The organism is Methylobacterium terricola, from assembly GCF_006151805.1.
Classification (GTDB): Bacteria; Pseudomonadota; Alphaproteobacteria; order Rhizobiales; family Beijerinckiaceae; genus Methylobacterium; species Methylobacterium terricola.
In genome coordinates this window covers 276,135-301,559 of the sequence record NZ_VDDA01000002.1, presented here as the reverse complement: position 1 = coordinate 301,559, position 25,425 = coordinate 276,135, and the positions used below count along the sequence as shown (strand labels likewise).

The following is a 25,425-nucleotide window of genomic DNA, read 5'->3' as shown; positions in this document are numbered from 1 at the left end:
GACCAGGGGGATTGCCGGTAGGTGTCGGCTGTGCGCCCTCGGCGGCATTCGGCGCCGGGCCCATCGCGTTTCGGCCCGAATACCCCTATATGCCGCGGTAATCCGCTTCATTCGAAGGTTTGAATACTCATGGCGACGGCGTCGTTCGACACCGCCCGGCGCGGGACTGGCGCCGTACCAGCAGCACAGGCTCCGGCGATCGAGAAGACGCCCGAGATCCGCCCCGAGGCGCTGGAGGCCACCGGGCCGACCTCCCTCGTCGGCCTGACCCGCGAGGCCCTGAAAGGGCGGCTCGCCGCCATCGGCGTGCCCGAGCGCGAGCAGCGCATGCGTGCCGGCCAGCTCTGGCACTGGATCAACGTGCGGGGGGCGGCCTCCTTCGACGAGATGACCAATGTCAGCAAGGTGCTCAAAGGGCAGCTCGCCGGCATCCACACCCTCGACCGGCCCGAGGTGGTGAACGAGCAGGTGTCGCGCGACGGTACCCGCAAGTGGCTGATCCGCATGCCGTCGACCGGCCGGCACGACCACAACCGCGGCGCCGAGATCGAGTGCGTCTACATCCCGGCCAATGACCGCGGCACGCTCTGCGTCTCGTCGCAGGTCGGCTGCACCCTGACCTGTTCGTTCTGCCACACCGGGACGCAGCGCCTGGTGCGCAACCTTTCGTGCCAGGAGATCGTCTCACAGCTTGTGGTGGCCCGCGACCGCCTCGGAGACTGGCCGGGCAGGACCCCGCCGAAGGGCGCCTTCGTGCCGGTCGACGGCTCGCGCTTCGTCTCGAACATCGTGTTCATGGGCATGGGCGAGCCGCTCTACAACGTCGACAACGTCATCGACGCGGTGGGCGTGATGAGCGACCACGAGGGCCTCGGCCTGTCGCGCCGGCGCATCACCGTCTCGACCTCCGGGGTGGTGCCGCAATTCGAGCGCCTCGGGATCGAGGCCAATGCCATGCTGGCAATCTCGCTCCACGCGGTCCGCGACGACCTGCGCAACGAGCTGGTGCCGCTCAACCGCAAGTACCCGATCCGCGACCTGCTCCAGGCCTGCCGCGACTATCCGGGCGTGTCGAATGCCCGCCGCATCACCTTCGAATACGTGATGCTGAAGGGCGTCAACGATTCCGATGCCGATGCCCGGGAACTGGTGCGTCTGCTCAAGGGCATTCCGGCGAAGATCAACCTGATCCCGTTCAACCCCTGGCCCGGCTCCAAGTACGAGTGCTCGGACTGGGAGCGGATCGAGCGCTTCTCCGAGATCGTGTTCAATGCCGGTTACGCCTCGCCGGTGCGCACGCCGCGGGGCCGCGACATCCTGGCGGCCTGCGGCCAGCTCAAGAGCGAGACCGAGAAGCTGCGGGCCCGCGCCCGGATGATGCTGGAAGAGGGCATCGGCGCCGAGGGCGTCTACGCCGCCAGCCACGACGACGATTGAGACGGGGATGTCCCTCGGCCGCCTTCTCGCGATCGCGACGGCGCTGCTGATGGCGATCGCCTGCGGCGCGGTCGCCCTCGGGATCGGCGTCGCGATGGATCCTGCCCTGCGCGACATCCTCGGCCAGCTCGGCCTGTCGGGGCTCGAAGCCGTGCTGTCGGACCTCGCCGAGGGCTACGCGCCCGATCCCGGCATGGTCGAGGGCGCGGTGAACCTCGGACGCGCGATCCTGCTCCTCGTCGCGGTGCCGCCGGCGCTCAACGCGGTCGTCGGCGAGGTTCTGGGCTGGCGCTCGCTCGCCTGGTACGGCGGCGCCACCGGCCTCCTCACCGCCCTCCTGCCCTGGCTGATGCGCGGCGCCAGTGGCCCGGCCGGCGCAGGCGAGGGGCGGGTGACCGCGATCCTGTTCTGCGCCGGGGGCATCGCCGGACTGGTCTACTGGCTCGCCGCCGGCCGCTTCGCCGGACGCGGACCGGCCACGATGTGGGCCGCGCCGCGACGCTAGAGCAGTCGACGAGGCAATGGACCCCGGCCCGCCGGGGAGAACGCGCCGCGATCGACGACCCCAAGCAGGACTCGTCCGGGCCGCGCTCGCCCTATATTGTATATCGTGCAATTCAACATTTTTATCGGCAAATCGATATCGGTTCCGTCGGGCAATGCAGGCAAGCCAGATAGAACGCCAAGTCGAGATCCGGGCGCCGTCGGGGCTGGCAAGTTCCTGTTAGCGATCGATCCCGTTCGTCCCTGTCGAGCCACAGTCGATCCTGTGTAGAACCGCAGCGGCCCGACTCGCGTGAAAGTTCTGTTTAGACCTGATGGCGTGAGATGGGTCCGAGAAAAAATTCCACGCGGAAAGAGCCCAGACGATGTCCCTGCCGCGCCGCCTCCTCGCCGGCCTCCAGACCGCCCGGGTCTGGATCGCGCTCGGCGTTCTGGCTCCCCTCGGCATGCTGCTGGTCTCCGGCTTCATGCTCTACGAGCTGCGGCGCGAGATGTGGGCGCGGGCCGAGGAGACGTCCCGGAACCTGCTGAAGGTGATCGAGACCGACATCGCCCGCAACGTCGAGATCACCGACCAGGCGCTGCGGGGCCTGATCGACAAGGTCCAGAGCCCGCTCATCGCCGCGGCGCCGGAGGCCGTGCGCCGGATGGTGCTGTTCGACCGCGTCGTCACCGCCGATGGCTCGGGCATCCTGGTCCTGTTCGACGAGCAGGGGCACGGCATCCTGAACTCGCGCTACCCGTCGGGCGCCGGCGGCAGCTTCGCCGACCGCGACTATTTCCAGGTCCACAGGCTCAGCCCGGATGTCGGGCTCTACGTCAGCAAGCCCTACCAGTCGCGGATGTCGGGCGCCTACACGGTCGCCTTCAGCCGCCGGATCTCCAAGCCCGACGGGTCGTTCGGCGGCGTGGCGGTGGCGACCCTGAAGCTGTCGCACTTCACCCATATCCTGGCGAAGGTGGATCTCGGACAGGACGGCAGCATCAACCTGATGCGCCAGGACGGCATCCGGATCGTGCGCTTCCCCTACGACGTGCGCGACGTCGGCACCGACATCTCCGGGGGGTCGAATCTGCGTCGCGTCATCGTCGAGCGGAACGGCAGCTTCACCGCGCGGGCCCACCGCGACGGCATCTCCCGGCTGGTCACCTTCACGCAGGTCGGCGAGCTGCCGCTGTTCCTGTCGCTGGGGATCGGCACCGAGGCGATCGAGGCCGGCTGGCGCGCCAGGGCGCTGATGATCGGCGTCATGCTGCTGGCCTTGTTCGGCGTCGCGGTGCTGCTCGCCCTGCTGTGCGGGCGGGAACTCCGGCGCCGCAGCGCGGTCGAGGCCGAGCTCGGCCGCCTGTCGATGACCGACGGGCTGACCGGGCTGCCGAACCGCCGCCGCTTCGACGAGGCCCTGTGCCGGGCCGAGGAGACGGCGGCCGACGCGGCGCGGCCGCTCGCCCTGTTGATCGTCGATGCCGACCACTTCAAGCGTTTCAACGACCGCTACGGCCACACGGTCGGCGACGAGATCCTGCGCGGGCTCGGGCGCTGCCTGTCGGCGGCGATCCACCGGCCGGACGACCTGCTCTGCCGGATCGGCGGCGAGGAATTCGCCGTGATCCTGCCGGATACCGACGCCGACGGGGCCGCCCGGGTGGCGGGGCGTCTGCACGATGCGGTGGCGACCCTGGCGGTCGCCTCGGCCGACCTCCCGGCCGGCGCGGTGACGGTGAGCATCGGGCTCGCCGTAGCGGCCTGCCCCGGCTCGCGGGCCGAACTCTACCGGGCGGCGGATGGGGCGCTCTACGCCGCCAAGAACGGCGGCCGCAACCGCACCTGCCGGGCCGAGATGCGGCCGGCGGCCGCGCATCTGCGCCTCGTGGCGGGCACGGGCATCGCCGAGGCTTCGTGAGGGCCCGGGAGCGCTCTCCGACGAAAGCGGCTGGGTGGCTGGCCGGACGCGGCGTCAGCGCACGGTCAGCAGGATGCGGGCCGCGAAGGTTCCGAACAGCCCGGCGAACAGCCAGTCGATCCCGCGCATCAGCCGCGGCCGGGCCTGGAGCGCCCCGGTGACGCGGGCGGCGCCGAGCACCATCAGGATCCCGAGCGGCAGCGACAGGCCGACGAAGGCGAGGCCCAGGACGGCGAGGTGGCCGGTCGGGTTGGGGGCATCGGCGCGGACGAATTGCGGCAGGAAGGTCAGGAAGAACAGCACCACCTTGGGGTTGGTGAGGTTCACGCCGAGGCCGAGGCAGAAGGTGCGCCACAGGCCGCCCCGCACCGTCTCGACGCGGAGCGTGAGCGCCGACCCGCGGCGCAGGGCGTCGACGGCGAGCCAGGCGAGGTAGAGCGCGCCCACCACCTTCAGCACCAGGAAGGCGGTGGCGGAAGCCGCGATCAGCGCCGAGATCCCGAGCACCGCGGCGAGCGTGTGGAGGAGCGTGCCGAGGCTGGTGCCCAGCACCGTGACGATCCCGGCCCGCCGCCCGGAGCCGATGGTGCGGGCGAGCGTCAGGCTCATGTCGGGCCCCGGGGTGACGAACAGCACCAGGCAGGCCGCGAGATAGGCCAGCAGCGTCGGGGTGTCGGGCAGGGCGCTCATCGGGCGGCTCCGGAAGGATGTCCCGGTCTGTAGCCGCGGCCGAGCCGGGCTCAAAGCCGCCCGAAACGAGGAGCGCCCGCCCGGGAGACCGCGGGCGGGCGCGAATGACGCCGGTGTGATCGGGGTGGCGTCAGAAGGTGATACCGCCCTCGATCATGTAGCGGTCCTGCGAGACGCGGTTGCCGGTACGGCCGAATCCGGTGCCGAGGGTCCCGAAGGCGAGGTTGCCGCGGGTGATGTCGTAGAGCTGCACCCGCGAGTACTCGCCGCGCACGAAGAAGCGGTCGAAGGTGAAGGTCGGAGTGACGGTGAAGGACAGCGCCGAGCTGCCCGCGCCGTAGAGCAGGCTGGTGCCGCCGGCGAGCCGGTCGCCGGTCTGGGCGATGTACTCGACGCGGCCGGCGAGGGCGAAGTTGTCGGTGAAGGTGTAGCTCGCCAGCACCGCGCCGCCATAGGTCGAGGCGCCCTCGACGATGCCGAGGCGGAAGTCGCGCGGGACGTTGGTGTACTGGAAGTACGGGGTGATCGCCCACGGGCCGTTCGAGTAGGTGTAGTTCACCGACACGATGCCGCTGTTCTGCTGCAGGCCCGGCGTGGCGTACTGGTAGCGCAGGCTGCGGGCGAAGGCGTTGGTGCGGCCGAGATTGGTGCCGCCGTTGATGCCGAACGAGTTGTTGTCGTCCAGCTTGTAGGTGATGGCGCCGGTGAGCCAGCTGAGCTCGCCGGAGAAGAACCCGTCGGTGCCGGCGACCGAGGCCGACCACGGCCCGTCGCTGTAGTTCACCTGAACGCCGTGGTTGATGATGTTCTCTTGGTTGAACAGCAGGCCGCGGGAGATGTTCAGGTTCTGGAAGGTGAACGGCGCCTCGGTGCCGATCAGGGTCGGCATGCGGCCGCCCTGGATCGACCAGTTGTCGTTGAACACGTACTTGCCGAAGGCGACCGGCAGGGGCGTGAACAGCAGGTCGGTCTGCTGCAGGGCGCTGTAGTTGACGAAGCCGAGCGACGGGATCGCGTAGGCGCCGCCCTGGACGTAGAACTGGAACGGGCCGTCGGCCTTCTGGATCCAGCCCTGGATGTTGGTGAAGTCGACCCGGGCCGCCCGGTCGCTCGGCAGCGGGGCGGCCGAGAACGGGAACGGGTTGGTCTGGGTATAGGCGTAGCCGGTGAGCGCGCCGCCGACATAGATGTCGCCGAAGCCGCCCAGCGTGATGCAGGACGGGTTCGGGTTCGGCTTGATGATGCCGCCATAGGCCGGGAGCGACAGGGTCGCCTTGCAGCGCTCGACAACCGCCACCGGAGCAGGGGCCGGGACGGCCAGGTCGGCGGCGAAGGCGGAGCCGGACGACAGCAGGGCGACGGTCAGGCTGCTGAGGGTGAAGCGCATTGCCACGGGAGAATCCATCTGGACATCAACTGCGGCCAAGCTGGCAGTGTGGCGGCAACGTGGCAAAACGATTTGTTGTGCGTTTGCTCAAAAGTTAGGCAATCCAGGAACTGACGAATGCATGCCTGCCGCGCCGTGTCTTTCGCGCAACGCGTGTGATACCTCGGTGACGGCAAATGGGGCGATCTACTGCTGCGGCAACGTCACGCCGCCCGATGTCGTGAGCGGCCGGCTCCGCGTCGGGTGCGGGCGATTCGCGAGACGCCTCGCACCGGCCGGCATGGCGCGCCTCATGCCTCCTCGGCGAGCATCCGCCGCAGCCAGTCGATGAAGGCCGCGGCGGCCGGCGAGAGCGGGCGGTCGGCCGCCGGCAGGACCGCGAAGCCGTCGGGGAAGCGGTGGAAGCCGCAGGGCGCCAGGAGGCGCCCGGCCGCGAGGTCGTCCCGCACCAGCATCTGCTCGACCACCGCGAGGCCGAGTCCCGATAGCGCGGCCTCGATGCACAGGCCGTTATGCGGGAAGGCGAGGTCGCGCTCCGCGGCGATGCGCCAGCCCGCCGCCGTCTCCCAGGCCGGCCAGGCATGCGGGGTGTATTCGTGGCGGATCCGGGCCGCGGCGGCGAGCGTCCGGCCCTCCGCCCGGACCGGATAGCCAGGGGCGCAGACGACGCCGAACGCCACGTCGCCGAGGCGGATCGCCCGCGCCTCGTCGCGGATCGGGTGGGCGAGCCGGTCCCAGGTCAGCACCAGGTCGGCCCCCTCGTCGCGGATCTCCCGCGCCGAGGTCATCGACAGGCGCACCTGCACCGTCGGCCGCGCGCGGTAGAACCCCGACAGGCGCGGCACCAGCCAGCGCATCGCGAAGGTCGCCCCGCAGGCGAGATGGACGTTGGCCCCGTGCCCGGCATCGCGCAGGCGCCGGTAGCCCCGTTCGAGGTCGTCGAGCGCCCCCGTCACCACGGTCCGGAAGGCCTCGCCGGCCGGCGTGAGCCGCAGGCCCGTGCCGGCCTTCTCGAACAGGAGGGTTCCGGCCTGCTCCTGGAGCGCCCGCACCTGCCGCGACACCGCCCCGTGGGTGCGTCCGAGCTCGTCCGCGGCCCGGGTGACCGAGCCGAGGCGGGCCGTGGCCTCGAAGGCGCGCAGGGACGAGAGCGGCGGCAGCTGGCGCATCGGGCCATCCGTGAGTTTTACGCACGAAGCATGCGCGAGAACTCAATAGTCGGCAGCCCCTCGATCGGGTAGCCCTTCCGGGCCCGAAGATCCGCAAGATTGACGACGAGAAGGAGATCCGCCGTGGCCGCCACCGTCATCCCGTTCCCGACGCACCGCATCGCGGCGCTCCCGCGGGTGCCGGCCGTGAGCCGGATGCACGAACCGCGGCTAGCCGGGGTGGCGATCCTGCGGGGCTGGGCCCGGCGCTGGGCCGCCCGCCGCGCCCTGGCGCGCGACCTTCCCTGGACGACCGACGAGGCCCTGGCCGATGTCGGCCTCACCCGCCGCGAGGCCGAGGCCGAGGCGCGCCGGCCGTTCTGGCGGCCGGGCGCCGACGGTGCGGCCTGAGCCGGTCGGCCTGTCTCCGCGGCCGGTTGACCGGCGGCAATGCCGCTGCCAGCCTGCTCCCGTCGGGGTCCGCCAGAGCCAGAGAATGCCCCGCCGGGAGGATGTATCGTGTCCCTACGCGTTCGCGCCGCCGTGCTGCACCATGCTCCCGTGGCGCGGCCCTATGCCGAGACCCGGCCGCTGACCATCGAGACGATCGAGCTCGATCCGCCGGGGCCGGACGAGGTGCTGGTGAAGATCGCGGGCGCCGGGCTGTGCCACTCGGACCTCTCGGTGATCAACGGCGACCGGATCCGGCCGGTGCCGGTGGCGCTCGGGCACGAGGCGTCGGGCATCGTCGAGGAGCTGGGGCCCGGCGTCACCGACCTCAAGCGCGGCGACCACGTGGTGATGTCGTTCGTGCCGACCTGCGGCGGCTGCGCGCCCTGCCGCGAGGGGCGCGGCGCGCTGTGCGAGCCCGGCAACGCCGCCAACGGCCGCGGCACGCTCCTGTCGGGGGCCAAGCGCATCCGCTGCGAAGGGGTCGAGGTGAGCCACCACAGCGGTGTCTCGGCCTTCGGCGAGTACGCGGTGATCTCGCGCCGCTCGATCGTGAGGATCGATCCCGACATCCCGCTCGTCGAGGCGGCCCTGTTCGGGTGCGCGGTGATGACCGGCGTCGGCGCCGTGGTGAATACCTGCCGGGTGCAGATGGGCCAGAGCGTCGCGGTGGTGGGACTGGGCGGCGTCGGCCTGTCGGCGCTGATCGGCGCCGTCGCCAGCGGCGCGGGCCGGGTGGTCGCGGTCGACCTGTCGGAGGACAAGCTCCGGGTCGCCCGCGCGCTCGGCGCCACCGACACCTTCCTCGCCACCGATCCCGACGCGGTCGCGGCGATCCGGGACGCCACCGACGGCGGCGTCGACTACGCCCTCGAGATGGCCGGCTCAGTGAAGGCCTTCGACACCGCCTACCGGATCACCCGCCGCGGCGGCACCACGGCGACGGCCGGCCTCGCCAACCCGAACCACAGCTTCGCGATCCCGCCGGTCGGGCTCGTCGGCGAGGAGCGGGTGGTGCGCGGCAGCTACATGGGCTCCTGCGTCCCGGCCCGGGACATCCCGCGCTACATCGCGATGTACCGCCAGGGCCGCCTGCCGGTGGACAAGCTGATGACCGGCACGCTCACCCTCGACCAGATCAACGAGGGCTTCGACCGGCTCGACCGCGGCGAGGCGATCCGGCAGGTGATCACGATGTGACATTCCGGTTTCGTCGGCGCGGGACCGAGCGGCTGGCCCTTGGGTCTTCCGGGGCCGCGCCATCGGAACCCGGGGCGATCCAGGGGAGTTTCCGTGCCGTCAGGAGAGGTCGCCAGACGTCTCCGATGGCAGGACCGGTCAAGCGCCGATCAGGACGCGGCCCCACCGCATCGATGGCGCCGCATGCGGGCGTGTCGACGAGAGCACGCCGCAGGTTTTTTTCCTCGCAGATCCCTGTGGTCAGCGGCCCCGGTCACCGGTCGGGACGAGGCCGGCCTTGCCCGCGGCGGTGAAGCCATGCTTCGATGACGGCTCTGCCGTAACGAGGGGCCCGCCCGCTGCCGGCCCGAAGGATCTTCTCACCAAGGACGTGTCATGGGGCTGTTTCAGGATGCCTTTGCCCGGGTCGGCCGGGTCGTCATGTCCTATGCCGGCGATACCGCCTTCCTCCACGCCGCCTGCTCGGCGGCCGCCGCCGTGATCCTGGCCGATCAGGAGATCGACGAGGAGGAGATCGAGACGGCTCTGGCCGATCTCAGCAACAACCCGGTCCTGCACAAGTCCTACGGGGTGCTGAAGCTCGAGCAGGAGCTGCACGAGGCGATCGCCCGCGCGAAGAGCCGCGCCGGACGGCTCGAGAACCTGCGCCTCGTCGGCGCCATCGCCGACCGGGCGCTGGAGCAGCGCCAGGACATCTTCCTCATCGCCGCCGACGTTGCCGACCAGGGCGGCATCAGCGAGCTGGAGCACAAGGCGCTGGCCGAGATCGCCGAGGTGCTCGGCGTCGAGAAGGCCGCGCTTCTCGGCGTGTAAGAGCCTGACGCCGACGAGGGCTGACACGCGCCGAACCCGCCATATCTCCCGCGCGAGGATGCGGGAGTGTTCGCGATGGATGTCGGATTTCTCGGGCTCGGCCGGATGGGCCGGCCGATGGCGCTCAACCTGGTCAGGGCCGGCCACCGGGTCCGGGTCTGGAACCGCTCCGCCGCCGCCGCCGAGGCGCTGCGCGCCCACGGCGCCGAACCGGTGGCCACGCCGGCCGAGGCCTTCCGGGGCGATGCCGCGGTGACGATGCTGGCCGACGACGCCGCGCTCCGCGCCGTGATCGTCGAGGGCGGCCTGCTCGATCAGGCGCAGGGACCGGGGCTGCATCTCGGCACCAGCACCATCTCGGTCGCGCTCGCCGAGGAGCTGGCGGCGATCCATGGCCGGGCCGGCATCCCTTACGTCTCCGCCCCGGTCTTCGGCCGGCCGGACGTGGCGGAGGCCGGCAAGCTCAACATCCTGGCCGCCGGGCCGGACGAGGCGATCGCCCGGGCGCAGCCGCTCCTCAATGCGATGGGCGCGAAGACCTGGCGGTTCGGCGCGGCACCGGCCCGGGCCAACGCCGTCAAGCTCGCCGGCAACATGATGATCGTCGCGGCGATCGAGGCGATGGGCGAGGCCGCCGCCCTCGGCGAGGCGCACGGCGTTCCCGCCGCCGATCTCCTCGACCTCTTGACGAACACGATCTTCGCCGCCCCGGTCTACAAGAACTACGGCGCCTCGATCGCCGCCGGCCGCTACGAGCCGCCGGGCTTCGGGCTGGCGCTCGGCGCCAAGGACGTGCGCCTGGCGCTGGCGGCCGGCGAGGCCGCCCGGGTGCCGATGCCGCTCGCGAGCGTGCTGCGCGACAGCCTGCTCGACGCGCTGGCGCATGGCGACGGGGAGAAGGATCTGGCGGCCTTGGCGACGGTGTCGGCCCGGCGGGCGGGGCGTTAAGCGCGGCCGCCCATGCGCGGGCCCTTATCGCCGCTCGCCAATCTCCCCGCCATTCCGGGGCTCGCCGCAGGCGAAAGCCCGGAATGGCGGGGAGAACCGTCCATCCCTCGGCCTCACGCCGGCCCCGGATCGTTCTCCAGCCGGATCGGCTCCCCATGCGGCGTCGCCGCCGCGGCACGGGCGAAGGCCGCGCGGCGCTCCGCCAGGGCCGCCGGGCTGGTCAGCCCGCGCTCGGCGATCAGCGCCTCGATCGTCTCGAGCCACAGGGCGTAATCCGCCGTGCGATCGCCGTGCCGGCCGAGGGCCTGGGCCCAGTCGGCCCAGGTGAACAGGCCGGCATCGTGCAGCGACACCACCAGGGCGAAGGTCTGCGCCTCCCAGGGGGCGGCGAAGACCGGAGGCTCGGGCGGGCGGCTCATGAGCGCGGCGGCTCCGGCGCGGCGATACGGGCGGGCTCGAGGTAGCTCTCGAAGGCGTTGACCGAGACGGTGAGCCCCGGATCGGCATCCTCGCCCCACACTTCCACCGCGGCGAAGCGCACGGTGTAGAGCCATTGCGGCGCCTCGCCGGACAGCGCCGCGTTGGTGTCCGGGAAGACGAAGCCGCCATGGACCCGCTCGACCGTGCCGGTACGGCCGCGGACGTAGCGCGGCAGGCGGGTGTGGCCGGTCGGGTTGACGATCTTGGCCCGCACCTCGTCGCCGGGGGCGAAGCGGGCGGGAGTGGCCACCGGCCGGTCGCTCGGGAAGCCGCGGGAGAAGAGCGGGGCTACCTCCTCGGCCTTCAGCACCCGGGCGACCGGGGCCGGCGGCGCCAGGGCGGCACCCGCGGCGAGCTCGCCGGCCTCGACGAGGCCGTGCCGCTGCACTTGGCTTTCCAGGGCCCGGAACCAGATCCGGTAGTAGCTGGAGGTCAGGTACTCGCCGGGCGGCAGCGATTCGCGGGCGGCGCGGCTGGCATCGAGGTTCCAGGCGCCGGTATAGCCCATCGCCATCGCCATGGCGAAGACCCGGCGCTCCCATTCCGCGTGGAACCGGGGCTCGTCCGCCTCGAGGCCGAGCGGGCCGAAGCCCTGCATGCCGCCGAGATCCTGTCCGCCATTCATGCGCGGGCTCCCTGGTCGGGACTCAGGGGCAGCCCGGTGCCGATCATCGCGTCGCGGGTGACGAGGTCAGCGAGCGCCGCCTCGTCGAGATGGTCGGTGCCGGCGGGGCGCATCGGCAGCACCATGTAGCGGAGCTCCGCGGTCGAATCCCAGACGCGGATCCGCGTCTCCGGGGCCAGAACCGTGCCGAACTCGGCCAGCACCCCGCGCGGGTCGATGACGGCGCGGGAGCGGTAGGGCGGCGACTTGTACCAGACCGGCGGCAGGCCGAGCACCGGCCAGGGGTAGCAGGAGCACAGGGTGCAGACGACGACGTTGTGCTCCTCCGGCGTGTTCTCGACCACCACCATGTGCTCGCCGCCGCGCCCGCCGACGTCCAGCTCGCGCATCGCCGCGCTGCCGTCCTGGAGCAGCCGCGCCTTGAAGGCCGGATCGACCCAGGCCCGCGCCACCACCCGGGCCCCGTTATGCGGCCCGACCTTGGTCTCGTAGGTCTCGATCAGGGTGTCGAGGGCGGCCGGATCGACGTAGCCCTTCTCGACCAGGATCGATTCGAGGGCGCGCACCCGCAGGTCCATCGGCGACAGCTCGCTGCCATGCGGGTGGTCGTGGTGATCGTGCGAGTGATGGTCGTGGTCGTGGTGATGATCGTGGTCTTGCGCCATGCGGGGCCCTCCCGGAGAGCCGAGGATACGCGCCCGGCCCCCGCACCGCCACCGTCACGGACGCACGGCCGGGGTTTCCACGGGCAGGGGGGCGGCCCGCTGCATCAGGTAGAGGGTCAGCGCCACCACCTCCGCCGAGCCCGGGGTGAACGGCTTGGCCCGCATGCCGGTGAGGCAGTTGCGCAGGCGCCGCTCCAGCGCGCCGAGATCCTGCCATTCGAGCCGGTAGAGCGGGTAGCCGGTGGGATGGCCCTGCGGGATCGTGGCGGCGCCGAGGCGCCGGCCCCAGAGCGCGTCGTGGCAGGCGGCGCAGGAGAAGCCGAGTTGGCCCATCGGCGTCTCGAACAGCCGGCGGCCCTCGTCCCGGGCCGGCGCGAGGCGCGGGTCGGTCGGCGGGGCCAGCGGCTGCCCGCGGGCGAGGTGGCCGAGATAGGCGGTGAGCGCCAGCAGGTCGTGGCCCTCGCGCGGCAGCGGCGCCGCGCCCTGGTGGCGGGTGCGGCAGAGGTCGATCCGGCCTTCGAGGTCGACCGGCCGGCCCGCTCCCTCGTCCCAGGCCGGGTAGCGCGCGGCCGTGCCGCGCAGCGACGCCTCGGTGTGACAGGCCGTGCAGGCGGGGGCGCCCGGGGAGGGAGGGCGCGAGAACAGCTCCGCCCCGTCCTGGACCCAGAGCATGCCCGGATTGGCGGTGTCGTCGGCCTGCATCGCCCGGGTCTCGGGCGCCATCTGGTCGAAGCCGGAGCGGCGCTTGGCGGGCGGGATCTCGTGCGCGGCGGCCAGGCCGAGGAGCAGGGCCGCGAGGGCGAGGCCGGCGGCGGTCCGGCCGATCGTTGCGCGTATCCGGGGGGCATCGCTCATGGCGCGACAGCCTATACGCGAGAGGATCCGTGCGCACGCAGGACGCGTCTGCGCGACCTCGACGTCACCCCGTGGCCGCCTCGCGGAACCCGGGATCACCTCGAGCGACGTCGGAGGCTGCCGAGGCGGCCCCGGGCGCGATCCGAATTCAGATCGGCCGGACCTCGCCCGGCTTCAGCTTCAGCCGCGCGGCGAGGCGGTCGGAGAGGGTGCCGCTCAGCTCGATCGCCGCCTCCGGCATCAGCGCCTGCACGATGGCCACGGCGGCGAGGGGATCCGTCGCCATGGCGACGTAGACCCGCAGGGCCGGGGCGCTGGTGCCGTCGTCGGCGGCCGAGACGGCGACCGTGAAGGCGGTGTGCTTCGGCTTCTTCGCCTGGGGCTTCTTCGCCTGAGGACCCTTGGCCTGAGAACCCTTGGCCTGAGAATCCTTCGCCTGAGGATCCTTCGCCTGAGGATCCTTGGCGGGAGGATCCTTGGCCTGAGTACCCTTGGCTGACGGATTCTTGGCCTGAGTAATCTTGGCCTGGTTACTCTTGGCTTGGGGCTTCTTGGCTTGGGGATTCTTGGCGGGCATGGGGGTTCTATCGCACGATGCGACCCCGCTGTCGTCGCTCACGCCGCGGTGGCGGACCGGTTTCCCACCCCGATGCAGCCGCGCCGCCGCGCGGTGGAACCTCGCTGAACCGTGACTTGCGCCGCAGGCCATTCGCCCCGATGTCCGCTGCAACACTCTGCCTTTCAGAGACGTGCCTCCAGGGACTTGCGTCATGCTCATCAAGGTCAAGCGCGGCTGGGAGATGCCCGAGCGCCTCGCCACCCCGGAATCGGTCTTCCTCAACCGTCGGGCGCTGCTCGGCGGCAGCCTGGGGATGGCGGCGGCCTCGCTCGCCGGCGGACCGGCCCTCGCGGCGCTGCCGGGGGAGGGGACGGGCGCGGTGAAGACCGCCGACCTCTACCCGGCCAAGCAAAACCCGGCCTACACCCTCGACCGCCCGGTGACGGCGGAGCGCTACAGCGCCGACTACAACAACTTTTACGAGTACGGCACCAACAAGACGGTGACCCCCGGCTCGAACGCGCTCAAGGTCCAGCCCTGGACGATCAAGATCGACGGCCTGGTCGAGACGCCGTTCGAGATCGGCTTCGAGGACCTGGTGCGCAAGATGGCGCTGGAGGAGCGGCTCTACCGGCACCGCTGCGTCGAGGCGTGGTCGATGGCGGTGCCGTGGACCGGCTTCCCGCTCAGCGCCCTGGTGGCGTTGGCCAAGCCCAAGGGCGACGCCAAGTACATCCAGATGCAGACCTTCATGGACAAGGCGATGGCGCCGGGCCAGCGCGCCTTCTTCTATCCCTGGCCCTACACCGAGGGCCTGACGATGGCGGAGGCCAACAACGAGCTGGCCTTCATGGTGACCGGAATCTACGGCAAGCCGCTGCTCAACCAGTTCGGCGCGCCGCTGCGGCTCGCCGTGCCGTGGAAGTACGGCTTCAAGTCGGTCAAGTCGATCAACCGCATCACCTTCACGGCGGAGCGGCCCAAGACCTTCTGGGAGGGATTGCAGGCCTCGGAATACGGCTTCTGGGCCAACGTGAACCCGGCGGTGCCGCATCCGCGCTGGAGCCAGGCGAGCGAGCGGGTGCTGGGCACCGACGAGCGGGTGCCGACGCTGATCTATAACGGCTACGGCGCCCAGGTCGCCGACCTGTACAAGGGGCTCGAGAAGGAGCGCCTGTTCGTCTGATGCCTTGCGCCTTCGAACGAACCCGTCCGAAGGCGCGAGGGTATGACACCGTTGGCGACCCGTCCCTCGCTCGCGTGGGGCGGGCAAGCCCGCATGGGCACCGGCGCCCATGCGCCGGATGCTCCCGCATCGACTCGTCGATACGGGAGCGCTGGCCGATCAGGCCGTCCCGTCGCCCTGCAGGTAGCCGGAGCGGCGGCTGTCGGGCATCTGGAGCGAGACCAGGAACGCGATGGCGCACATCGCCGTCACGTACCAGTAGAAGGTCGTCTCGGAACCGGCCTCCTTGAAGGTCAAGGCCACGAACTCGGCCGAGCCGCCGAAGATCGCGTTGGCGATGGCGTAGGACAGGCCGACGCCGAGCGCCCGCACCTCGGCCGGGAACATCTCGGCCTTCACCAGGCCGCTGATCGAGGTGTAGAACGAGACGCAGAGCAACGCTGCGGTAATCAGCCCGTAGGCGACGATCGGGTTCTGCGCGCCGGCGATCGCGTGCAGCAGCGGCACCGTCAGCAGCGTGGTCGAGGCGCCGAACAGCAGCATCGCGGTCTTGCGGCCGAACCGGTCGGCGAACATGCCGAACAGGGGCTGCACGACCATGTAGGTGAACAACACCGCCGTCATCACCAGGTTGGCGGTCTTCTTGTCCATGTGGGTGGTGTTCACCAGGTACTTCTGCATGTACGTGGTGAAGGTATAGAAGATCAGCGAGCCGCCGGCGGTGTAGCCGAGCACGGTGACGAAGGCACGGCGGTGGTTGCGCCAGATCGACGCCATGCTGCCGGCCTCGCGCGAGGTGCGGGTCTCGGCGGTCGAGGTCTCGTGCAGGGAGCGCCGCAGGTAGAGCGCGACCACGGCGGCGGCGGCGCCGATGAAGAACGGGATGCGCCAGCCCCAGGCGGTCATCGCCTTGTCGTCGAGGGTGAGGGTCACCAGCACCACGACCAGCGAGGCCAGCAGCTGCCCGCCGATCAGCGTGACGTACTGGAACGAGCCGTAGAAGCCGCGCTTCCCCTTCAGCGCCACCTCGCTCATGTAGGTCGCCGAGGTGCCGTACTCGCCGCCGACCGACAGGCCCTGCGCCATGCGGGCGAAGAGCAGCAGCACCGGCGCGAAGATCCCGATCTGGGCGTAGGTCGGCAGGATCGCGATGACGAGCGAGCCCGCGCACATCATCATCACGGAGATGAGCATCGAGGTCTTGCGGCCGTAGCGGTCGGCGACGCGGCCGAACAGCCAGCCGCCGATCGGCCGCATCAGGAAGCCGATGGCGAACACCGCCGCCGTGTTGATGAGCTGCACCGTCGGGTCGGAGCCCGGGAAGAACACGTCCTTGAAGTAGATCGCCGTGAAGGCATAGGCATAGAAATCGTACCACTCGACGAGGTTGCCCGACGAGGAGCCGATGATGGCCTTGATGCGCGCCTTGTTGTCGTAGGCCGCGATGGTGGGGTCTTGCGAGGCGAGGCCGTCGGCTGATCCGGGCCGGCTCTGGGCAGTGCTGGTCATCGCGGGTTCGGTCTCCTCCCCGGGGTGAGCGATGTCGGCGCGACGCGGGCCGTGGAGCCCTGCGCCATGCCCGCACTAGGAGAATGACGGCCCGGGGTACAGCCCCGCACCGCGCTCATCCGGCGTTTTCGCGGTGTCGCGGCAGGCTGCCCCAAGGATAGCGGGCTGCCGCAAGGTCGCCCCGGATGCCGAATGCACCGACCCGGCGACCGAAGACCGGTCGCGGAAACCCGTCGGACCAGGACGGACGTCGTCGCGCAACACAGCCATCGCGCGAAGACTTGTCACGGGCGGGCCGGGCAAGCCTCCCGGGTTGGGGTCTCCCGGGTCGGGGTCTCCCGGGCGCTGCCGGTCCCGGTCGCGGCGCGCTCGGCATAGGCCGCCACGGCGGCGTCGAGATGCGGGGCCAGCCGCTCGCGCGGCACCGGGATCTCGTCGCCGACCTGGACCCAGCGCGCGCCGGTCCATTCCTGGACGGTGACCGGGCGGTGGCCGCTATGGTCGGCGCAGGACAGGCGCAGGCGGCGGGCGAAGCCGACGAGCCCGAGTTCCTTCCAGCGCACCGGGTCGAGGTTGATCGCCTCGAGCCCGCGGCGCATCTCGGCCCCGTCGATCCGCGCCCGGCCGGCGAGGCGCTGGGCATTGCGGACCCCCTCGGCCAGGATCACCCCGGCATAGACGCCGCGATTGTAGAGGGGGCCGGCGCCCTCGTCCTTCGGCGTGCGCGACAGCCCGGCATCGACCACCAGAAGGTCGATCTGGTCGAAGGCCGGGAAGCTGTCGCCGAGCGCGTGCCAGGTCACGATGCGCAGGCCCTTCGCCGTGAGGTCGCGGGCGCCGGCGGCCGGGCGCAGCAGGTCGTCCTCCCCGGTCCAGCCCACGGTGACGATCCGGTTGAGGGGAAAGCCCGCCGCCGCGGCGTCGCGCAGCGGCGTGCCGGGGAGGCCGGCGCTGGCGTCGAGGATCACGTAATCCGGGTCCGCCGCACGGGCGGTGCGCCAGGGATCAGGTGGACGGTCGGGCAAGGGGTCGGGCGACGGATCGGGCGAGCGCGCCTCGCCCCCCTCTGGGCCCGGATCCGGCAGGGCATAGGCCCGGAACTCCAGCCCGGCCTCCGCCGCGAGCGCCCGCAAGACCGCCACCGGCTCGCGCCCGGCCGGGCTGTCGCGGTGCAGGTAGGCGAGGCTGCGTCCGAGCGGGCTGCCCTCGCTGCCGTCCTGCGCGAGATGGGCCAGCGCCGCGGCCGCGGCGCCCCAGACCGTGACGGGCGGCGCGAAGGCCCAGGGCAGGGCGTCGCCCCGGGCCATCGCGGCGGGGCCGTAGCCGGACGAGACCAGGGGCGTCCGGCCCGCGGCGAGGCGCGGCAGCAGGGCGAGCGTCGCATCGGCGGTGCCGGGCACCACCGCGATGCTGCCGCGGGCGAGCGCCGCCTCGTAGCAGGCGAGCGCCCGCGCCGCCTCGCCCCCTGTCTCGCATTCCTCGACGGCGAGCGGGATCCCGCCGACGCCGCCGTCGCGCCGGTCGAGCATCGTGAGGTAGTCGGACAGGCCGTTTGCCAGCGGTGTGCCGGTCGCGGAAGCCGGGCCGCTGCGCTCGGTCAGCACGGTCAGCGGCAGGCCGTCGGCCGCGCCGGCCTGGCAGGCCGGGGCGAGCGCCAGCAGGGCGAGGAGGGCGGCGACGGCGGGGCGGGGCGGCATGGCCGGGTCCTGAAACGACGAGTCCCGATGGGCGGCCCCGAGCCTACGCCCGGGGCCGCACGGGCGATAGGTCAGGATTCGAGCACCCGGCCAGCCGGGAACAGCACTTCGACCAGCGTGCCCTCGCCCTTGCGGCTGGTGACGCGCAAGCTGGCGCGGTTGGCCTCGACCAGCGCCTTGGTGAGCGGCAGGCCGAGGCCGGTGCCGCCGCCGCGGCGCTGGGCGGTGGCGATCTGGCGGAACGGCTGGAGGGCGGTCTCGACCTCCTCCGGGCTCATGCCGATGCCGGTGTCGCGCACCCGGAGCGCCACGCCGCCGCGATCGGTCGTCGCCGTCGAGACGATGACCTGGCCGCCCGCATCGGTGAACTTGATCGCGTTCGAGATCACGTTGAGGGCGGCCTGGCGCAGGGAGCGCTGGTCGGCCAGCACCGCCGGCAGGCCGGGGGCGAAGCTCGTGCGCATCACCACCCGCTGCCGCGCGGCCTGGGGTTGCATCAGGGAGACCGACGCCGCGACGAGGTCGTTGAGGCCGAGGCCCGCGAAGGCGAGGTCGAGATGGCCGGCCTCGATCTTGGCCAGATCGAGGAGGTCGTTGACCAGGCTGACGACGTGCTCGCCGGAGGCGCGGATGTCGCGCAGGTAGTCGCGGTAGCGCTCGCTCCCGACCGGGCCGAACTGCTCCTCCAGCATCACCTCGGCGAAGCCGATGATGGCGTTGAGCGGCGTGCGGACCTCGTGGCTGATCGTCGCCAGGAAGTCGGATTTCTGGGCGCTGGCGCGTTCGGCCTCGCGGCGGGCGCGCTGCAACTCGGCCTCGGTGCGCCGGACGCCCGAGACGTCGCGCAGGATCGCGGCGACGCGGCGCTGCGGCCCGCTCGCCACCGGGGCCAGGGTGAGGACGAGGGGCAGCGGCCCGTCGGCGCCCCGCGCCAGCACCTCCTCGGCGGTGGTCGCGACGTTGCCGGCGCTCGCCCGCAGCAGGGCGGCCTGGGCCGCCGGGCGGCTCTCGGCGGCGAGCAGGCTCGTCAGGGCCTCGCCCGCGACCTCGCGGGGATCGGCGCCGAGCAGGCCCTGCGCGCCGCGGTTCATCCCGACGACGCGGCCCTCGTCGTCGAGCACCACCACCCCGTCGGTGACCGCGTCGAGGATCGCGGTGGTCTCGCGCAGATGGGCGTCGCGATGGGCGAGATGGGCCTCGGCCGCCGCGAGCGACTGGGCCGGGTCGGCCTCGGGCAGGCGCCGGATGGTGAGGAGGCTGGCGGGGGCGCCGTCCCACTCGACCGTGCCGACGGTGACGCCGACCGGCACCGAGCCGCCGCTCCGGGTCGCCAGCGCGACCGGCGCGCTCTCGCCGGGGCCGGCCTGCGCCACCGGATCGCGGCCGCGGAAGATCACGCCGGGACCGCCGGCCGCCGCCAGGGCCTCCGGGCTGTCGTAGCCCGACAGGGCGAGAAGGGGCCGGTTGGCGAGCAGGACCTCGTCGCCGCGATGGACCAGGAGCCCGACCGGCAGCCGCTCGACCAGGCGGGCGAGCGCCACCTCGGCGCCGCGCTCGGGGAGACGGGCGAGGGCGTGCGCGCCGCGGAATTGCGTCACCGCGCCCCGGCCCGCCGCGCCGGCCTGGACCGGCGAGAGCGGCTCGGCGCCTTCCGGATCGCCGGCGAAGCGGGCCCCGAGCGCCCGGGCGATCTCGCGGAACGCCGCGTGCTCGTTGAGGGAGAGCGAGGCGGCGCGGGGCTCCTCGTCGGGCAGGGGCGGGGTCGCGCCGGGCTCGGCCGGCGGGGCCGGCGCGGCGAGGGTCGGCGCCGCCTCCGCCTCGGCGGGGGGCTCCGCCGGCGGGGCGGGCGGACGGGCCCCGAAGCCCCAGCTCATCCCGAGTTGCGCGAAGGGCGCCGCCATCAGACCGGCGAATTCCGCCATCGTGGCGCCGGCGAGGGAGGCGAGGTCGCGGGGATCGTCCGCGATGTTCGGCAGGGCCACGGGACGGGGCGCGTCCCGCCGCCCGGGCGCCGCCGCCTCCCGGTCGCCCGACCGCGGCGACGTCTCGGCGGCGATCTCTCCGGCGGCGATCTCTCCGGCGACAGGGCGGCCGATGGCGATCACCGCGGCGGCGCGCTCGCGCAGGGTCGGGCGCGGCGCCTTCACGGCGGCCTCCGGCCGGTCGGTCGCCGGGACGACCCGGTCCGGATGGATCACCCCGAAGCCGCTGAAACCCGCGAAGGCGCGGCCGGCGCCGAGGCGCGGCGCGCCGGAGAGATCGACGGCGACCGCCTGCCGGGTGCCGGAGAGGCGCCAGCGCACCGGCACCGCCCGGAAGGTACGGCGCTCCGCCAGCGATTCGGCGAGGCCGGGCTCCGCCTCAACCGGGCCGGCCAGGAGATCGTCCCAGGTCCGGCCCACCGGAGAGGCGCCGACGGACTCGGGCAGCGCCGCCGTCGCCTCGACGAGGCAGCCGCGGGCATCGCTGCGCCACAGGAAGCGCAGGCCGGGCCGCGGGGAGGCCGGGAGAGAGGGGGCCGCGGGCTCGGGTTCCGGTGCGGGTTCGCGCTCGGGTTCCGGCGCAGGCTCGGGAGCGGGCCCCGGCACGACGGCGGCCGGCGCGCGGCGCGGGCGGCGGGCGGGCAGCGGATCGAGGATCGCGACGGCAAGGCCGGGATTGCCGTCCGGCAGGGCGGCCGGCAGGCAGGCGCAGAGGAGCGGCGGGGCGAGGGGCCCGGCGAGGCGCAGGCGCTCGAGCCGCGGCTGGCCCGTGCCGACGGGCAGGCTCGCGGAGCCGCGCAGCTGGCCCGACAGGTTCAGGGACGGATCGATCCGCCCCTCCGCATCGGCGATCGCCTCGCGCAGGGAGGACGCCGCCGGGGAGGCGTGAAGCAGGTGCGTCGCGCCCCGGTCGAGCAGCAGGAAGGCCCGGTCGGGTCCGGCGATCCGCTGCCCGAAGGCCGGAACGGCCCGCAGGGCCTCGATCGTCGTCTCGAAGAGCACGTCCCGACCCACTGCTTCTCCCCAGGCGCCGCACGCCGCACCGGGCTCCGGCGAAAACCGGACCCATCCGCACTGCTTTAAACCAACTGACCCCTTCTCGCACCGGCACGAAATGCGCAGTCGCCGCGTTATCTCGCCGTCAACCTTAACGACCCGCGGAAAGGTGGCATATGGCCCTGGGGCGTGCTATTGTGCAGTGCACAACGCGCGCCGGACCCTAAAAAAGCGCCGGGCGCCCAGCGTGCCGCGCCGCGGGCGGCGCCAAAGACAGAGGAGACGAACATGAACCAGACCCCGAACTACGAGATCCCGACCGAGATGCGGGACTTCGCGGAGAAGAGCGTCGAGCAGGCCCGCAAGGCGTTCGACTCGTTCATCGGCGCCGCGCGCAAGACCGCCGACACGCTCCAGGGCTCGGCCGAGCTCGCCCGCAACAACGCCCAGGAGACCTCGACCCGCGGCTTCTCCTTCGCCGAGCAGAACGTGAACGCCGCGTTCGACCTGGCCCAGAAGCTCGTGCGCTCGAAGGACGTGCAGGAGGCGATGCAGCACCAGGCCGAGTTCGTGCGCAGCCAGTTCGCCGCCATGCAGAGCCAGGCCCGCGAGTTCGGTGGCCTTGCCCAGAGCGCCATGCAGCAGGGCGCCGAGAACGCCAAGCAGGCGATGCAGCAGAGCGCCGAGCACGCCCGCAACGCCATGCAGCAGGGGGCCGAGGCGGCCCGCAACACCGCCAACACCGCCAAGGACGCCGCGTCCCAAGGCTGAGGCCCGTTGGTCGGCCGGGCAACGCCGGACCGATTCGCATGGCCGCGCCCTGAAGGGGGCGCGGCTTTTTTCGTCAGGCCCCGTCCGCCGCCTTGCTGCGGTGCAACGGGCCGACGTCCAGATCGGCCATGTCGAGATCCTCCGCCTCGTCGAGGCAGCCTCCACCCGCCCCGCGGGGCGGCGGGTCGACGGCGCGGATCAGCCGCACGATCTGCATCGCCCGGTCGGCGCAGTCGGGCGAGAGCCGGGCGATGTCCTCCGCGAGCGCGACGACCGCGTCGAGGGTGCGCTGCCATTCGGCCGAGGTGGTCACGGCGGATCTCCAAGGCTTGACGACCAGGTGGTGCCGACGGCGCTCCCGCGATTTGCCGGGGCGGGGCGGTTCGGCTACCGATGCGGCGCCCGGGGGCCCGCGGCGGCGCGCGGTGTCCCGCAGGGTAACTCCCCGCCAGAGAGGAACGCAATGATGCGAGGGTTCGTTCGCGCCGGCCTGTCGTCGGCCGTCCTGTTGGTCGCGGTCCTGACCGGCTCGGCCCAAGCCCAGTACTACCGGGAGGACACGCCCCCCGGCTACGGCTACGACCGCTACGAGCGCCCGGCCCCGCGGCGCGCGGTCGGCTACAATTGCGACGCGGTGCAGCGCGGCCTCACCGGCCCGCGGCCGTATTCCTGCCCGCTGCCCGGCCCGCGCCCGCTCGGCGCCCGCTGCTTCTGCGACGTGCCGCTGGCGAGCTTCAGCGCGCCGCAGCCGCCGGCACCGGGCCACGTGGTCCCGTGACACGAAGAGGGCCGCCCGAGGGCGGCCCTTTTTTGTCGAGAAGGGGGGAGGCCGGAGCCCCTCAGTTCAGCACCACCACCTTGGCGCCGACCTTGACCCGCGAATACAGGTCGGTGACGTCGTCGTTGGTCATGCGGATGCAGCCCGAGGACACCGCCTGGCCGATCGTGTCGGGCTCGTTCGAGCCGTGGATCCGGTAGAGCGTACCGCCGATATACATCGCGCGGGCGCCGAGCGGGTTGTCGATGCCGCCGGCCATGTAGCGCGGCAGGTCGGGCCGGCGGGCGAGCATCTCCTTCGGGGGCGTCCAGGACGGCCATTCGCGCTTGGCGGTGATCGTCTTGGTGCCCGACCAGGTGAAGCCCGGGCGGCCGACGCCGACGCCGTAGCGCAGGGCCATGCCGTCGCCGAGCACCAGGTAGAGGCGGCGCTCGGCGGTCGAGACCACGATCGTGCCCGGGGCGTAGCCGCCGTTGAACGGCACCAGCTCCCGCGGGATCGGGGCGACCTGGGCCTGCTCGGTGCTGCCGGCGCCCTGGCCCTGGTAGGATTGAGCCTGGCCGGAATAGCCCTGCGTCCGGTAGCTCGGCGCATCGTAGGGCTGACCGGCGTAGTAATCCTCGCCCGGATTGGCATCGAACGGATCGTAGGGCGCCGCCTTGGACGGCGCCGAGGCAAGAACGCACATGCTCATAACGCCCGCCAGGGCCGCAGCGAAGATCTTCATGGCCGGAGCCTTACCTCAGCAATTACCTTTGCTGTACAATGCTGTCGCGGCTCGGCGGTTCCCGGTTAAAGCGACGCTTGATCCGGGGCTGCAGTACCGAGTTGCGGCGGAGGGTTCACGATCGCTTGATCCGACCCGCGGCATCCGAACGAACGCCGCCGGTCAGACGACCTCGTCGGTGTGGACCTGGAAGCCCGCCAGCAGCGAAGGACCGAAATTGGTCGAGATCGCCACGTCGGTGGCGTCGCGGCCGCGTGCCATCAGGATGCGGCCGATCCGCGGCTTGTTGTGGCGGGCATCGAACGTGTACCAGCGCCCGCCGAGATAGACCTCGAACCAGGCCGAGAAATCCATCGGGTCCGGCACCGCCGGCACGCCGATATCGCCGAGATAGCCGGTGCAGTACCGCGCCGGGATGTTCATGCAGCGGCAGAAGGTGACGGCGAGATGCGCGAAGTCGCGGCACACGCCCTCGCGCTGGTTGAAGCCGTCGAGGGCCGAGCGGGTGGAATCGGCGCGCTGGTAGTCGAAGCGGATGTGGTTGTGGACGTAGTCGACGATGGCCTGCACCCGGGCCCAGCCCTCGGGCGTGTGGCCGAACAGCTGCCAGGCGGTGTTCGACAGCTTGTCGGTGTCGCAGTAGCGGCTGCCGAGCAGGTAGACCATCACGTCGTCCGGCAGGTCCTGGACGGGATGCTGGATCGCGTCCGGCGCGTAATCGTCGGCCCAGCCGGTATCGTTGATCAGGAAATCGGCCGAGACCGTCAGCCGCCCGGGCGGCGCGACGATGCGGGTGCAGGTATTGCCGTAGCGGTCGGCATAGTCCCGGGCCGGGATCGGCGGGTCGAAGCGGAGCGCCGGCGAGGTGACGCAATCGCCGAGCCGGGACGGGTGGACGCTCAGCATCAGCAGCATCGGCGTCGGGGCCGGGGAATCGAAGGTGATCGCGTACCCGGTCCGGATCCTCATGACGGTGCTGCTCCCTGATGCGGCCGGCGCGTCGGCGCCCCTGCGGTACAACACAGGGTAAGGCCCCGGCGACCCAGGAGGTTGCCCGAAGAAGAGGCAGGCCCTGAGGGAAGTTGCGCCGCCCCGGCTAATCCGCGACCAGCCGCTCCGCCTCCTGCGTCGGGACCGCCGGCCGCTCGACGGCACCGGGCGTCTCGGTCACCCGGACCACGACGTTCATGTCGAGGAAATCCTCCGGCCGTCCGATCCAGCTGCCGTGGAGCGGCACCGCCTGGCCGGGATGGCGGGCGACGGCGACGCGGATCAGGTCGCGGTTGCCGACGATGCCGTTGGTGGGGTCGAACTCGACCCAGCCCGCCCCCGGCAGGTAGACCTGGACCCAGGCATGGGTCGAGCCGCCGCCGGCATGGATCGCGACGCCGTCGCGCTCGGGCACGTAGAGGTAGCCAGAGACGAAGCGGGCGGCGAGGCCGAGGGCGCGCACCGCCTCGATCATCAGGAGAGCGAAGTCGCGGCAGGTGCCCCGGCGCAGCCGCAGGGTCTCGGCCGGCTCCTGGACGCCCTTCTCGATCCGGGCGGCATAGGTGAAGTCGCGGCGCAACGCCGCATTCATCGCGGCGAGCAGGGCGCGGGTGTCGGCGGTGCCGTCGGGGTCGAGGAAGCTGCGGGCCCACGCCTCCACCGCCCTCGCATCGGCCGCCCGGGCGCGGTCCGCGTGCCGGCGCTCGATGTAGCGGGCGAGGTCCGGCATCTCGTCGGCATCGTAGGCGAAGGGATGGCGGGCGGCGCGCGGCGCCAGGGCGAAGGCCAGCGGCGGGTCGGAGGTGTGCTCCAGGGTGATGCGGCAGGAGAATCTCAGCTCGGCGGCGCGGCCGCGGAAGCGCGCCACCGCCACGCAGTTGCCGAACACGTCGTGGATCCAGTGCAGGCTGTGCGGCTCCGGCGTGATCGCCAAGGAGGCCTCGATCAGGCGCTGGTCCCAGCTGTCCCGGGGGCGGAACAGGATCCGATGCTCGCCGAAGCCGACCGGCTGGCGGTAGCGATAGGTGGTGACGTGGTCGACGGTGAGGATCGGCACGAGGACTCCGGCTCGCCGCAGCCGGTGGCCGCGGCGGCATACCAAGGTTCGGGTCGTCCGGGTGGGG

General features: G+C 72.2%; 25 protein-coding genes. 10 read left to right on the top strand and 15 right to left on the bottom strand.

Annotated features, from left to right (window positions below; genetic code table 11):
- The first annotated feature begins 129 nt into the window (after positions 1–129).
- From rlmN to FF100_RS05725, 3 genes are all read left to right on the top strand, one after another.
- Positions 130–1,437, top strand: a complete 1,308-nt coding sequence (rlmN, locus tag FF100_RS05735) for a dual-specificity RNA methyltransferase RlmN (RefSeq protein WP_139034604.1) — start codon at positions 130–132, stop codon at positions 1,435–1,437.
- A gap of 7 nt (positions 1,438–1,444) precedes the next feature.
- Positions 1,445–1,942 carry a hypothetical protein gene (locus tag FF100_RS05730; RefSeq protein WP_139034603.1) on the top strand — a complete coding sequence of 166 codons (498 nt, stop codon included), beginning with the start codon at positions 1,445–1,447 and terminating at the stop codon, positions 1,940–1,942.
- Between the two features lie 364 nt (positions 1,943–2,306).
- Complete coding sequence (locus tag FF100_RS05725) at positions 2,307–3,845, top strand: sensor domain-containing diguanylate cyclase (protein ID WP_139034602.1); 1,539 nt, start codon at positions 2,307–2,309, stop codon at positions 3,843–3,845.
- A gap of 54 nt (positions 3,846–3,899) precedes the next feature.
- Here FF100_RS05725 and FF100_RS05720 read toward each other — a convergent pair whose 3' ends face one another.
- From FF100_RS05720 to FF100_RS05710, 3 genes are all read right to left on the bottom strand, one after another.
- Positions 3,900–4,535 carry a LysE family translocator gene (locus FF100_RS05720; protein ID WP_139034601.1) on the bottom strand — a complete coding sequence of 212 codons (636 nt, stop codon included), beginning with the start codon at positions 4,533–4,535 and terminating at the stop codon, positions 3,900–3,902.
- 130 nt (positions 4,536–4,665) lie between these two features.
- Positions 4,666–5,928, bottom strand: coding sequence for a porin (locus tag FF100_RS05715; protein WP_139034600.1), 1,263 nt, complete (start codon positions 5,926–5,928; stop codon positions 4,666–4,668).
- 284 nt (positions 5,929–6,212) lie between these two features.
- A complete protein-coding gene (locus FF100_RS05710; protein ID WP_139034599.1) occupies positions 6,213–7,091 on the bottom strand; it encodes a LysR substrate-binding domain-containing protein in 879 nt (292 codons plus the stop codon).
- 123 nt (positions 7,092–7,214) lie between these two features.
- On the opposite strand from FF100_RS05710, the gene FF100_RS05705 reads away from it, so the two are divergent.
- The 4 genes from FF100_RS05705 to FF100_RS05690 all read left to right on the top strand — a co-directional run bounded on the left by FF100_RS05705 (position 7,215) and on the right by FF100_RS05690 (position 10,481).
- Positions 7,215–7,481: a DUF1127 domain-containing protein gene (locus tag FF100_RS05705; RefSeq protein ID WP_246101933.1), complete on the top strand. Its 267-nt coding sequence runs from the start codon at positions 7,215–7,217 to the stop codon at positions 7,479–7,481.
- 108 nt (positions 7,482–7,589) lie between these two features.
- Positions 7,590–8,720 (top strand): zinc-dependent alcohol dehydrogenase family protein, encoded by a 1,131-nt coding sequence (locus tag FF100_RS05700; protein WP_246101932.1) that lies wholly within the window; start codon positions 7,590–7,592, stop codon positions 8,718–8,720.
- Positions 8,721–9,095: 375 nt separating this feature from the next.
- Complete coding sequence (locus FF100_RS05695; protein WP_139034597.1) at positions 9,096–9,533, top strand: Tellurite resistance protein TerB; 438 nt, start codon at positions 9,096–9,098, stop codon at positions 9,531–9,533.
- A 75-nt stretch (positions 9,534–9,608) separates the two neighbouring features.
- Positions 9,609–10,481, top strand: coding sequence for an NAD(P)-dependent oxidoreductase (locus tag FF100_RS05690; protein WP_139034596.1), 873 nt, complete (start codon positions 9,609–9,611; stop codon positions 10,479–10,481).
- Positions 10,482–10,594: 113 nt separating this feature from the next.
- Here FF100_RS05690 and FF100_RS05685 read toward each other — a convergent pair whose 3' ends face one another.
- From FF100_RS05685 to FF100_RS37710, 5 genes are all read right to left on the bottom strand, one after another.
- Positions 10,595–10,900, bottom strand: a complete 306-nt coding sequence (locus FF100_RS05685; RefSeq protein ID WP_139034595.1) for a nitrile hydratase accessory protein — start codon at positions 10,898–10,900, stop codon at positions 10,595–10,597.
- Positions 10,897–11,586 carry a nitrile hydratase subunit beta gene (gene nthB, locus FF100_RS05680; protein ID WP_139034594.1) on the bottom strand — a complete coding sequence of 230 codons (690 nt, stop codon included), beginning with the start codon at positions 11,584–11,586 and terminating at the stop codon, positions 10,897–10,899. The genes FF100_RS05685 and nthB overlap by 4 nt, the downstream gene beginning before the upstream one ends.
- Positions 11,583–12,251 (bottom strand): nitrile hydratase subunit alpha, encoded by a 669-nt coding sequence (gene nthA, locus FF100_RS05675; protein WP_139034593.1) that lies wholly within the window; start codon positions 12,249–12,251, stop codon positions 11,583–11,585. Before nthA ends, nthB begins: the two co-directional genes overlap by 4 nt.
- 54 nt (positions 12,252–12,305) lie before the next feature.
- Entirely contained in the window at positions 12,306–13,106 is an 801-nt protein-coding gene (soxA, locus tag FF100_RS05670) for a sulfur oxidation c-type cytochrome SoxA (protein WP_139034592.1), read from the bottom strand.
- Between the two features lie 148 nt (positions 13,107–13,254).
- The gene (locus FF100_RS37710; RefSeq protein ID WP_246101931.1) at positions 13,255–13,683 is read right to left on the bottom strand and encodes a hypothetical protein; all 429 of its coding nucleotides are present in this window, start codon (positions 13,681–13,683) and stop codon (positions 13,255–13,257) included.
- A gap of 193 nt (positions 13,684–13,876) precedes the next feature.
- On the opposite strand from FF100_RS37710, the gene msrP reads away from it, so the two are divergent.
- Positions 13,877–14,851 carry a protein-methionine-sulfoxide reductase catalytic subunit MsrP gene (gene msrP / locus FF100_RS05660; RefSeq protein WP_139034591.1) on the top strand — a complete coding sequence of 325 codons (975 nt, stop codon included), beginning with the start codon at positions 13,877–13,879 and terminating at the stop codon, positions 14,849–14,851.
- 159 nt (positions 14,852–15,010) lie between these two features.
- On the opposite strand, the gene FF100_RS05655 is transcribed toward msrP, so the two are convergent.
- The 3 genes from FF100_RS05655 to FF100_RS05645 form a co-directional block, all read right to left on the bottom strand.
- Positions 15,011–16,360, bottom strand: coding sequence for an MFS family transporter (locus FF100_RS05655; RefSeq protein WP_139034590.1), 1,350 nt, complete (start codon positions 16,358–16,360; stop codon positions 15,011–15,013).
- Positions 16,361–16,644: 284 nt separating this feature from the next.
- Positions 16,645–18,057 (bottom strand): ABC transporter substrate-binding protein, encoded by a 1,413-nt coding sequence (locus FF100_RS05650; RefSeq protein WP_139034589.1) that lies wholly within the window; start codon positions 18,055–18,057, stop codon positions 16,645–16,647.
- A gap of 71 nt (positions 18,058–18,128) precedes the next feature.
- On the bottom strand, positions 18,129–21,053 hold the full coding sequence (locus FF100_RS05645) for an ATP-binding protein (protein ID WP_139034588.1): 2,925 nt from the start codon (positions 21,051–21,053) through the stop codon (positions 18,129–18,131).
- 270 nt (positions 21,054–21,323) lie between these two features.
- On the opposite strand from FF100_RS05645, the gene FF100_RS05640 reads away from it, so the two are divergent.
- Positions 21,324–21,806, top strand: coding sequence for a phasin (locus FF100_RS05640; RefSeq protein ID WP_139034587.1), 483 nt, complete (start codon positions 21,324–21,326; stop codon positions 21,804–21,806).
- Positions 21,807–21,879: 73 nt separating this feature from the next.
- Here the strand turns inward: FF100_RS05640 and FF100_RS05635 are convergent, their stop codons facing one another.
- Positions 21,880–22,119 carry a hypothetical protein gene (locus tag FF100_RS05635; protein ID WP_139034586.1) on the bottom strand — a complete coding sequence of 80 codons (240 nt, stop codon included), beginning with the start codon at positions 22,117–22,119 and terminating at the stop codon, positions 21,880–21,882.
- 153 nt (positions 22,120–22,272) lie between these two features.
- Here FF100_RS05635 and FF100_RS05630 point away from each other — a divergent pair, with 153 nt between their 5' ends.
- Positions 22,273–22,584, top strand: a complete 312-nt coding sequence (locus FF100_RS05630) for a DUF4136 domain-containing protein (protein ID WP_139034585.1) — start codon at positions 22,273–22,275, stop codon at positions 22,582–22,584.
- Between the two features lie 61 nt (positions 22,585–22,645).
- On the opposite strand, the gene FF100_RS05625 is transcribed toward FF100_RS05630, so the two are convergent.
- The 3 genes from FF100_RS05625 to FF100_RS05615 all read right to left on the bottom strand — a co-directional run bounded on the left by FF100_RS05625 (position 22,646) and on the right by FF100_RS05615 (position 25,358).
- Positions 22,646–23,311, bottom strand: coding sequence for a L,D-transpeptidase (locus FF100_RS05625; protein ID WP_139034584.1), 666 nt, complete (start codon positions 23,309–23,311; stop codon positions 22,646–22,648).
- A 162-nt stretch (positions 23,312–23,473) separates the two neighbouring features.
- Positions 23,474–24,280: a transglutaminase-like domain-containing protein gene (locus FF100_RS05620; RefSeq protein WP_139034583.1), complete on the bottom strand. Its 807-nt coding sequence runs from the start codon at positions 24,278–24,280 to the stop codon at positions 23,474–23,476.
- 127 nt (positions 24,281–24,407) lie between these two features.
- The gene (locus tag FF100_RS05615) at positions 24,408–25,358 is read right to left on the bottom strand and encodes a transglutaminase family protein (RefSeq protein ID WP_139034582.1); all 951 of its coding nucleotides are present in this window, start codon (positions 25,356–25,358) and stop codon (positions 24,408–24,410) included.
- Positions 25,359–25,425 lie beyond the last annotated feature (67 nt).

What these genes read in the sequence shown, in the direction of transcription:
- rlmN (WP_139034604.1), top strand. Translation starts at nt 130, where the DNA reads ATGGCGACGGCGTCGTTCGACACCGCCCGGCGCGGGACTGGCGCCGTA.
- FF100_RS05730 (WP_139034603.1), top strand. Translation starts at nt 1,445, where the DNA reads ATGTCCCTCGGCCGCCTTCTCGCGATCGCGACGGCGCTGCTGATGGCG.
- FF100_RS05725 (WP_139034602.1), top strand. Translation starts at nt 2,307, where the DNA reads ATGTCCCTGCCGCGCCGCCTCCTCGCCGGCCTCCAGACCGCCCGGGTC.
- FF100_RS05720 (WP_139034601.1), bottom strand. Translation starts at nt 4,535, where the DNA reads ATGAGCGCCCTGCCCGACACCCCGACGCTGCTGGCCTATCTCGCGGCC.
- FF100_RS05710 (WP_139034599.1), bottom strand. Translation starts at nt 7,091, where the DNA reads ATGCGCCAGCTGCCGCCGCTCTCGTCCCTGCGCGCCTTCGAGGCCACG.
- FF100_RS05695 (WP_139034597.1), top strand. Translation starts at nt 9,096, where the DNA reads ATGGGGCTGTTTCAGGATGCCTTTGCCCGGGTCGGCCGGGTCGTCATG.
- FF100_RS05690 (WP_139034596.1), top strand. Translation starts at nt 9,609, where the DNA reads ATGGATGTCGGATTTCTCGGGCTCGGCCGGATGGGCCGGCCGATGGCG.
- FF100_RS05685 (WP_139034595.1), bottom strand. Translation starts at nt 10,900, where the DNA reads ATGAGCCGCCCGCCCGAGCCTCCGGTCTTCGCCGCCCCCTGGGAGGCG.
- nthB (WP_139034594.1), bottom strand. Translation starts at nt 11,586, where the DNA reads ATGAATGGCGGACAGGATCTCGGCGGCATGCAGGGCTTCGGCCCGCTC.
- nthA (WP_139034593.1), bottom strand. Translation starts at nt 12,251, where the DNA reads ATGGCGCAAGACCACGATCATCACCACGACCACGACCATCACTCGCAC.
- soxA (WP_139034592.1), bottom strand. Translation starts at nt 13,106, where the DNA reads ATGAGCGATGCCCCCCGGATACGCGCAACGATCGGCCGGACCGCCGCC.
- FF100_RS37710 (WP_246101931.1), bottom strand. Translation starts at nt 13,683, where the DNA reads ATGCCCGCCAAGAATCCCCAAGCCAAGAAGCCCCAAGCCAAGAGTAAC.
- msrP (WP_139034591.1), top strand. Translation starts at nt 13,877, where the DNA reads ATGCTCATCAAGGTCAAGCGCGGCTGGGAGATGCCCGAGCGCCTCGCC.
- FF100_RS05655 (WP_139034590.1), bottom strand. Translation starts at nt 16,360, where the DNA reads ATGACCAGCACTGCCCAGAGCCGGCCCGGATCAGCCGACGGCCTCGCC.
- FF100_RS05650 (WP_139034589.1), bottom strand. Translation starts at nt 18,057, where the DNA reads ATGCCGCCCCGCCCCGCCGTCGCCGCCCTCCTCGCCCTGCTGGCGCTC.
- FF100_RS05640 (WP_139034587.1), top strand. Translation starts at nt 21,324, where the DNA reads ATGAACCAGACCCCGAACTACGAGATCCCGACCGAGATGCGGGACTTC.
- FF100_RS05630 (WP_139034585.1), top strand. Translation starts at nt 22,273, where the DNA reads ATGCGAGGGTTCGTTCGCGCCGGCCTGTCGTCGGCCGTCCTGTTGGTC.
- FF100_RS05625 (WP_139034584.1), bottom strand. Translation starts at nt 23,311, where the DNA reads ATGAAGATCTTCGCTGCGGCCCTGGCGGGCGTTATGAGCATGTGCGTT.
- FF100_RS05620 (WP_139034583.1), bottom strand. Translation starts at nt 24,280, where the DNA reads ATGAGGATCCGGACCGGGTACGCGATCACCTTCGATTCCCCGGCCCCG.